Source organism: Nostoc sp. (assembly GCF_036917415.1).
In the GTDB taxonomy this organism is placed as follows: Bacteria; Cyanobacteriota; Cyanobacteriia; order Cyanobacteriales; family Nostocaceae; genus Nostoc.
Map to the genome: position 1 here is coordinate 1 of NZ_JBALDJ010000016.1, position 9,096 is coordinate 9,096.

Annotated in this window: 7 protein-coding genes; 5 read left to right on the forward strand and 2 right to left on the reverse strand. The window is 43.8% G+C overall.

All coding sequences use genetic code 11. The features are described from left to right. The coding region (locus V7K41_RS01890) for a WD40 repeat domain-containing protein (RefSeq protein WP_334845464.1) at positions 1–1,568 on the forward strand (1,568 nt) is incomplete at its 5' end. Positions 1,569–1,956: 388 nt separating this feature from the next. Here V7K41_RS01890 and V7K41_RS01895 read toward each other — a convergent pair. Continuing rightward, positions 1,957–2,265, reverse strand: coding sequence for a Txe/YoeB family addiction module toxin (locus tag V7K41_RS01895; protein WP_334845465.1), 309 nt, complete (start codon positions 2,263–2,265; stop codon positions 1,957–1,959). Then, positions 2,262–2,507, reverse strand: coding sequence for a type II toxin-antitoxin system Phd/YefM family antitoxin (locus V7K41_RS01900; RefSeq protein WP_334845466.1), 246 nt, complete (start codon positions 2,505–2,507; stop codon positions 2,262–2,264). Before V7K41_RS01900 ends, V7K41_RS01895 begins: the two co-directional genes overlap by 4 nt. 170 nt (positions 2,508–2,677) lie before the next feature. Here V7K41_RS01900 and V7K41_RS01905 point away from each other — a divergent pair, with 170 nt between their 5' ends. From V7K41_RS01905 to V7K41_RS01920, 4 genes are all read left to right on the forward strand, one after another. After that, entirely contained in the window at positions 2,678–2,923 is a 246-nt protein-coding gene (locus tag V7K41_RS01905; protein ID WP_334845467.1) for a DUF1902 domain-containing protein, read from the forward strand. Then, positions 2,924–3,121 carry a type II toxin-antitoxin system HicA family toxin gene (locus V7K41_RS01910; protein ID WP_104908881.1) on the forward strand — a complete coding sequence of 66 codons (198 nt, stop codon included), beginning with the start codon at positions 2,924–2,926 and terminating at the stop codon, positions 3,119–3,121. It abuts the gene before it with no gap. 129 nt (positions 3,122–3,250) lie between these two features. Further along, entirely contained in the window at positions 3,251–6,244 is a 2,994-nt protein-coding gene (locus V7K41_RS01915) for a UPF0182 family protein (RefSeq protein WP_334845469.1), read from the forward strand. Positions 6,245–7,003: 759 nt separating this feature from the next. Next, the gene (locus V7K41_RS01920; protein WP_334845468.1) at positions 7,004–8,743 is read left to right on the forward strand and encodes a matrixin family metalloprotease; all 1,740 of its coding nucleotides are present in this window, start codon (positions 7,004–7,006) and stop codon (positions 8,741–8,743) included. The last annotated feature ends 353 nt before the right edge of the window (positions 8,744–9,096 follow it).

Consider the following 9,096-nt stretch of genomic DNA (forward strand, 5'->3'; position numbering starts at 1 on the left):
GCGGTAGTGACGGCACAGTGCGGTTGTGGAACTGCCAAGGTCTTCCCTTAACTGAACCTTTGCGTGGTCATATGAGTACTGTTACTACCGTCGCCATTAGCGGTGACGGGCAGACGATTGTTAGTGGCGGTAGTGACGGTACAGTGCGGTTGTGGAACCTGCAAGGGCAGTCTTTTGCTGAATCATTGCGCGATCATAAGGGTGGGGTCTATTCTGTGGCCATCAGCAGTGATGGGCAGACGATTGTCAGTGGCGGTCGTGACGGCACAGTGCGGTTGTGGAACCGCCAAGGTCTTCCCTTCGCTGAACCATTGCGTGGTCATGAGGGTTTTGTCTTATCTGTAGCCATCAGCGGCGATGGGCAGACGATTATCAGTGGCGGTCGTGACGGCACAGTGCGGTTGTGGAACCGCCAAGGTCTTCCCTTAGCTGAACCATTGCGTGGTCATGAAGATGATGTCAGTTCTGTAGCCATCAGCAGTGATGGGCAGACGATTGTCAGTGGCGGCCGTGACGGTATAGTGCAGTTGTGGAACTTGCAAGGTATTCCCTTAGCTGAATCATTGCGTGATCATGAGGGTTGGGTTACTTCTGTGGCCATCAGCAGTGATGGGCAGACAATTGTCAGTGGCGGTCGTGACGGCACAGTGCGGTTATGGAACCGCCAAGATATTCCCTTAGCTGAACTATTGCGTGGTCATGAGGGTATTGTTAATTCTGTGGCCATCAGTGATGATGGGCAGACAATTGTCAGTGGCGGTCGTGACGGCACAGTGCGGTTGTGGAACCGCCAAGGTATTGCCTTAGCTGAACCTTTGCGTGGTCATGAAGATTCTATCCATTGTGTCGCCATCAGTGGCGATGGGCAGACGATTGTCAGTGGCGGTCGTGACAGCACAGTGCAGTTGTGGAACCTGCAAGGTATTCCCTTAGCTGAAACTTTGTGTGGTCATGAAGATTCTATCCATTGTGTCGCCATCAGTGGCGATAGGCAGACGATTGTCAGTGGCGGTCGTGACAGCACAGTGCAGTTGTGGAACCTGCAAGGTCGATCCTTGGCTGAACCTTTGCGTGGTCATGAAGGTTCTGTCTATTCTGTGGCCATCAGCAGTGATGGGCAAACGATTGTCAGTGGCGGTCGTGACAGCACAGTGCAGTTGTGGAACCTGCAAGGTCGATCCTTGGCTGAACCTTTGCGTGGTCATGAAGGTTCTGTCTATTCTGTGGCCATCAGCGGCGATGGGCAGACGATTATCAGTGGCGGTCGTGACGGCACAGTGCGGTTGTGGAACTTGCAAGGTCAGTCCTTGGCTGAACCTTTGTGTGGTCATGAAGGTTCTGTCTATTCTGTGGCCATCAGCGGCGATGGGCAGACGATTGTCAGTGGCGGTCGTGACGGCACAGTGCGGTTTTGGCGCGGTGGTTGGCGTGCATGGTTGCAAGTCTGTTGCAACAGGTTGCGTTACCATCCCATCTTCACCAATCCGCCAACAGAGGAGGCAAAAGCCGCTTGCGAAGTCTGCCGTAAATATGTTTGGAGTAAAGAAGAAGATAAAAGAGGGGATTAATGAGAAGAAAACAGGAGAAATAAACTTCTAATCTCCAATGTTGAGGCTCAGAATTCCAGTTTTCACCTTCATAACTCGGAAGTTCAACCTTTGAACTCGGAACTTCGACCTTTGAACTCGGAACTTCGACCTTTTTACTCGGAAATTCGACCTCTGAACTCGGAACTTCGACCTTTTTACTCGGAACTTCGACCTTTGAACTCGGAACTTCGACCTTTTTACTCGGAACTTCGACCTTTGAACTCGGAACTTCGACCTTTGAACTGTAACAACCGAGATCCAAGGGTCAATTATTGTGAATGAAGGGCGATTATTTAAGAGTTAAGCACAATTAATATCAAGTTCGGATCAACCCCAAAATTAAATTATCTCATCAACTACCTAAAACTTACTCGTAATGCGTCCACATCCGAATTATCTTGACTACTTGTTCGGATTCGATGACTTCATATACCAACCGATGCTGTATGTTTATCCTGCGAGAATACGCACCTGATAAATCACCAACCAGCTTTTCATAAGGTGGAGGATTTTGAAAAGGATTTTTTTTAAGAACTACAAGCAACTCCTCAGCTTTTTCCTTTAAACTACTAGAAGCTAACTTCTTAGCATCTTTTTGCGCTTGTTTTGTGTAAACCAACCTCCAACTCAGTTTTTCAGAATTCGGAAGTGGCTCTCCATTACTGCGCTGACTCACCAATCTAACTCATCATCGCATTCTTGGATCGGAGTTGCTAGTCCTTCTTTGATAGATTCTCCCATTCCAGGTATAGATAACAAGTAAAGAGTTTCCTGAATTGCAGACCAGTCTTTTTCCGCAAGCAGAATCGCATTACCACGTTCACCCTGAATGATCACAGGCTTACCCTGCTGTGCAACTTGGTCTATCAGTTCTTGTAAATTATTTTGAGCGTCGTTGACGGGAAGCGAAGACATCATGCTTTTTTAGCTCACGATAACTTTACTTTAGTTTATCTACGAATTTAGAGCAAAGATGCGTTGGCGTAACCCGTCCCGTCGTAGACATCGCTTGTAGTCTAATGGTGCGTCTACGCTTACTCTGAGAACTCGGATGTTCTAAACTGGAACTACGTTGTAAGCACTCAATAATGGCACAAATCACATTTAAGGTTGAAGCATTTTGGGATTCAGATGCAGAAGTTTGGGTAGCAACTAGTGATGACGTACCTGGATTAGTAACAGAAGCTTCTACGATTGAGGTTCTGACGCAAAAGCTGCGAGAAATAATTCCAGAACTGATCATTATCAACAAAATTGTCCCTCCTGACTATGTGGGTTCTATCACCTTTGAGTTAACCAGCCATCGACAAGAGTTCATTAAGGTGGCTTCATAGATGGGTGCGTCGTTTACTCCTGAGTTGAAAAAGATGCTTTCAGAAGTTGGGTGCTACTTTGAACGGCAAGGCAAAGGAGATCATGAAATCTGGTACAGTCCAATCACAGATCGTCGCTTTGTTGTAGACGGAACCATCAAGTCACGCCATACCGCCAACGGAGTTTTGAAACAAGCTGGACTTCCCAAAGCCTTTTAGGGAGGTAGCAAGTAAGGACAGTAGAACAGGAAAATAGACTTCTAATCAGCAAGCTTGAGGCTGGGAACTCGGAACTTTGTGCCTTGAACTGTAACAACCGAGTTCTAAGGATAAATGATGGTGAATCAAATGTATTGGAAATGGGGCTTTAGACTATTAATCGGATTCTTGGGGCTGTGGCTACTGTTGGATCTGGGTTCCCGCCTGGGAGCAGAGATTTTTTGGTTTCAAGAAGTCGGCTATCTCCAAGTATTTTTGTTGAGGCTGGTGACTCGTGGTATTTTGTGGGTAGTTGTGGCTGGAATAAGTGCTGCCTATCTACTGCTAAACCTGGCTCTAGCACAACGGCTAAAATATTCCCAATCTCTAAAGATTGAGCAAGCAGAACTCAACAGTGAATTAACAAATTTTCTCAGTCCTAATTATCCAAGACGCAACGAAACCCGGATACTTGGGCCGCAACGCTTTCAAGCATTAAAATTGCGCTGGTTATTACCCTTAACTCTGATACTGAGCTTGTTGATTGGGTTAATGCTGGCTCACTATGGTCAAATTGCTCTTTTCTACTGGCATTCTCCAGTTAATCAGGCTATTCTACCCATTCCCGCCCTATTCCGACCGGAGACAATCTGGCAACTTTTGAGGCAGATTGTCTCTCAAGTCTGGTATCTCGGTTTAATTGTGGGAGTAGCGATCGCCATCTTAATCTATCCTCAATTTTTACTGACTGCGATCGCAATTCTTTCCAGTCCCATTTTTGCCTTCATCATATTCCGACACTGGCCAAAGGTGCTGCAATATTTCCACCCCACTCTTTTCAACAGCACTGAGCCTTTATTTGGTCGAGATATCAGCTTTTACGTATTTTCCTTACCCTTTTGGGAACTGTTAGAACTCTGGCTGATGGGATTATGTTTGTATGGCTTCGTCGCCGTTACTCTCACTTATCTCTTGTCGGCGGATAGTTTGAGTCAGGGAATTTTCCCTGGTTTTTCGCCCCAGCAGCAGCGTCATTTATTCGGTATGGGTGGCTTGTTGATGCTGGTAGTGGCTCTGAGTTATGGGCTAAGTCGCTATGAACTCGTGTATTCTAGCCGTGGTGTGAGTTATGGTGCTAGCTATACCGATGTGACAGCCCAGTTGCCAGCTTACACCGTCTTGTGCATTGTAGCAGTAGCGATCGCCTTTTACCTACTTTGGCGAACATTTTTCTGGAAACCCAAATCTCAGTATCGTCCCTTGGTATTTTACGGCTTAGGGGTTTATCTAGTAATAGTTGTAGCTGCTGATGTTGTTTTACCTACTGTAGTGCAATATTTAATTGTCCAACCTAATGAGTTGCAACGAGAACAACCCTACATTCAGCGGACTATTGCCTTGACTCGCCAAGCATTCGATTTAGAAGCGATCGATTCTAGAAGCTTCAACCCGCAAGGAACACTGACTGAAGCTGATATTCAAAAGCATGACTCGACAATTCGGAATATTCGCCTGTGGGATGAGCGACCACTGTTAGAAACTAACCGTCAACTGCAACAAATTCGCCCGTATTATCAGTTCCCCGATGCCGATATCGATCGATATACTCTCAAAACAGATGTAACTTCCTCCCGACCATCTGCCCCACCAAAGCCGCCAGAACCTAAGCAGGAAGCAGTTGAATCAACAGAACGGCGGCAGGTACTGATTGCCGCACGAGAATTAGATTACAGTGCCGTACCACAGGAAGCTCAAACATGGGTTAATCGCCATTTAATTTATACCCACGGTTTCGGGTTTACTGTTAGTCCAGTTAATACAGTTGGGCCGGGTGGGCTACCAGAATATTTTGTTAAAGATATTAGCGGTAATAGTAGCGCCCTCACAACTTCTAATCAGGCCGTTCGTCAAAGTATTCCGATTGGGCAACCCCGGATTTATTACGGTGAGATTACTAATACTTATGTAATGACTGGCACAAGAGTTAGAGAGCTAGACTATCCTAGCGGTAGTGATAATGTTTACAACTCTTACGAGGGTCTAGGTGGTGTTGAAATCGGTTCAGTATGGCGACGGTGGCTATTTGCGATGTATTTGAAAGATTGGCAGATGGTGCTGACACGGAACTTTTTGCCAGATACAAGAGTGCTACTGCGACGAAATGTCAAGGAAAGAATTCAAGCGATCGCACCCTTCCTCAAATTTGACAGCGACCCCTATTTAGTTGCTGCTGCTGCTAATCAAGATTTCCCAAGTAATCCCAGTTATCTTTATTGGATTGTTGATGCTTACACAACGAGCGATCGCTATCCCTACTCAGACACTGGTAGCGATGGGATCAACTACATTCGTAATTCTATCAAAGTAGTGATTGATGCCTATCACGGCACTGTGAAGTTTTACATTGCCGATCGTAGCGATCCAATCATTACCACTTGGTCAGCGATATTTCCCAATATGTTCAAACCGCTCAGTACAATGCCAGTCAATCTCCGCAGTCATACCCGGTATCCAGAGGACTTTTTCAAAATTCAATCTGAGCGGTTGATGATCTACCACATGACCGACCCCCAAGTATTTTACAACCGGGAAGACCAGTGGCAAATTCCTAATGAAATCTATGGTAGCGAACCCCGTCCAGTAGATCCGTATTATTTGATTACTAGCCTACCTACTGTAGACTTTGAAGAATTTATTCTGCTTCTACCCTATACTCCCAAACAACGGACTAATTTAATTGCTTGGTTAGCGGCGCGATCGGATGGCAAAAACTACGGTAAGTTGGTGCTATATGTCTTTCCTAAAGAACGCCTGATTTATGGAACAGAGCAAATCGAGGCGCGAATTAACCAAGACCCAGTAATTTCTCAGCAAATTTCCTTGTGGAATCGCCAGGGTTCGAGAGCTATTCAAGGCAATCTACTAATAATTCCCATTGAGCAATCGCTATTGTATGTCGAGCCAATCTATCTAGAAGCCACACAGAATAGTCTGCCAACCTTGGTACGGGTAGTAGTGGCTTACGAAAACCGGATTGTCATGGCGCAAACCTTAGAACAAGCATTGCAGGGAATCTTTAAACCAGAAGTTACACCAGCTCCGGCGATTATCCGTCCTTTTGAAGAAGCAGCCCCGCCAGGTTAAGGGACTTCCAACTAAAAAATTATTCACCACTGATGAGCTAGAAAATTTATTATGTCTTTTTTAGATCGGAAAAGTCGATTTTTCAGTAAGTTTAATCGCCGAGATTTAAACTGGACTTTAGACTAAGAAGGACAAAATGATATCACGTCCGGTTAATCACTTATGATTACGATGCGATCGTGGTAGTACAAAGAAGAAGTAAAACTTGGCTTTAGTAAACTTTATCAGAAAAACAAAACCTAATTAGTAAATTAAATACAATTTCCAAAATTTATAAGAGAAGGCAGTTATTGCTAGAGCGTATGTGCGATCGCTCCTTGATTATCTAAGCTGATGAAACGAGTATTAATTTCTAGACTGCCTGCTTGCCTTGTTTTTTCACTGCTTACAAAAACTGTACCCATATCACAGACAATCAACTTTTCAGTATTAATCCTTAAATTGCCACCAATACTTATACTATCTTTTGTAACTTTGTAATTTTGACAATACAACGGGCTAAATTACAATGCAGTTTTCTGCAATCTTACATACATCATCTTGCATATAAGACTGCATAAAAGGTGAATGACTAATTTTTGTACTTTTTTTATTCTGTATGTGAATGAGTTTGTAACTCCAGTTACAAGCATAATCATACTAACACGCAAAATGCAAAGCTCTAAGGGATTTTACTTCTACTTATATTTAGTAAAAACCTAGCTATATCTACGCCAAACCCTTTGAAATAACCATCTCAATTCTGGAAAGGAGAAACAGATGTCTAATTTTGTTGGTTCTGTTGTTGATGTTCCTAATACTGGTTCAATCTATGTAGACAGCTTACTATGGGGCAGTCGTTGGAAGATTGAAAACGACAATAGAAAAATTACTTATTCGTTTGTTGATAATAAGTCTTGGGATGACAACTTCGATAACCCTGAAAGAAATGCCTTTACTAATGCAATCAAGTCCTGGGCTAATGTCGCTAACTTCCAGCTAGAGTATTCTGGTTTTAATGATTCTCAAGCTGAGTTAACCTTTCATAGTGTTGATTCTTCCATTCTTGGCAGTGATGACGTACTAGGTCAAACAGAGCCACCAGGAGAATCTTCTAACCTTTTTGCAGAAGGAGATGTTCTAATTAACTGGGAGTCTTACCAAAATTATCCTGATTCAGAACTCTTAGTTGGTAGCTACTACTACGACACTTTTATCCACGAAATTGGTCATGCTTTGGGATTAGCTCATCCTCACGACAATGGAGGAAGCTCTTCTATCTTTCCTGGTGTTGAAGGCTCTGATGATTCTGGCGACTTGAATCTTAATCAGTTTGTGACGACAATCATGTCTTACGTTGATATTCAAAGTTCCTATTCCCCTGGATATGAAGCAAATTGGGGATTTGCAGCAGGGCCAATGGCATTTGATATCGCAGCCATCCAACATATTTACGGGATCAATCGGACAAGTAACACAGCTAATAACGTTTATTTGCTTCCATCCTTTAATGGTGTGGGAACGTATTGGTCTTGTATTTGGGATGCAGGTGGAACAGATACCATATCTGGTCAAGGAGCAAGTAATTCGGTGATTATTGACTTGAACAATGCTACTTTGGCGAATAACGACCCTAATGCTGGCGGCTTCATTAGTCAAGTTGTTGGTGTTAGTGGAGGATTTACGATCGCTAATTCCCAAGGAGGTGTATGTGTTGTTGAAAATGCCATAGGAAGTAACTTTAATGACACTCTCACAGGGAATGAATACAATAATTATCTTTCTGGCCAGGGCGGGAATGATGTCATCAATGGAAAAGCTGGGAATGACAATCTCGATGGCGGCGCTGGTAATGACATACTCGATGGTGGTGCTGGTAATGACATCCTAGTTGGTGGCGCTGGCTATAATACCCTATATGGCGGCACTGGCAACGATCGCTATATATGCAACGCCGATAATTACGTAGATATCTATGAATATGCTGGTGAAGGTGTAGACACAGTTGAGTCTTCCTTTAGCTTTAACTTGGGTTCAGCTTATTTAGAAAACCTGGTTCTAACAGGCACATCTGCAATCAACGGCACTGGTAACAATCTCAACAATACAATTACAGGTAACAGTGCTAACAATCAGCTCAATGGTGGGGCTGGGAATGACATCCTAGTTGGCGGTACTGGCAACGATATATTGACAGGTGGTGCTGGAGGCGATCGCTTTACTTTCAACTCTCGCAGTCAAGGAATCGACCGGATTACTGATTTTAACGTACTGGATGATACGATTGTTGTCTCTGCGGCTGGTTTTGGTGGAGAGCTAGTTGCTGGTGCGGCGATCGCTGCCAATAAATTTGCGATCGGTACAGCAGCCACTACAAATAGTCAAAGATTTATTTACAACACAGGTAATGGTTCTCTCTTCTTCGATCAAGATGGTACAGGAGCGATCGCCAAAATCCAAATTGCTACACTCAATAGTGGATTATACCTCAATAATGCAGATATTTTCGTTGCTGCTTAGGTATTTTTAAATGAAAAGAGTTGCAGGTTTAGGGGGATCTAAAACTTTTGATACCGATAAGAGGACTTTTCAAACATCCTCTAAGCCCTTCTACTTGGTATGGTTCATCGCATCTGGGCAGCTAAGAATGCCAAAATTATTAAACATTTGTTTCTAGTATCAATACTTATACGTGTTAGAACTTTATAGCTATTATCGTTCAACGGCTTCATACAGAGTACGAATTGCACTAGAGCTTAAAAAAATTCCTTACCTGTATAGCAGGGTTAGCGCGTCTCAAACCCTATTGACAAAAGGACTTGCCTGATAGGCAATCAAGTTGGAAACAAAGTGGGACTATCCGGGCTAGGGTA

Bases quoted from the DNA above. Each gene is read 5' to 3' on its own strand.
- V7K41_RS01900 (WP_334845466.1), bottom strand. From the start codon at position 2,507: ATGATGTCTTCGCTTCCCGTCAACGACGCTCAAAATAATTTACAAGAA.
- V7K41_RS01915 (WP_334845469.1), top strand. From the start codon at position 3,251: ATGTATTGGAAATGGGGCTTTAGACTATTAATCGGATTCTTGGGGCTG.
- V7K41_RS01910 (WP_104908881.1), top strand. From the start codon at position 2,924: ATGGGTGCGTCGTTTACTCCTGAGTTGAAAAAGATGCTTTCAGAAGTT.
- V7K41_RS01905 (WP_334845467.1), top strand. From the start codon at position 2,678: ATGGCACAAATCACATTTAAGGTTGAAGCATTTTGGGATTCAGATGCA.
- V7K41_RS01920 (WP_334845468.1), top strand. From the start codon at position 7,004: ATGTCTAATTTTGTTGGTTCTGTTGTTGATGTTCCTAATACTGGTTCA.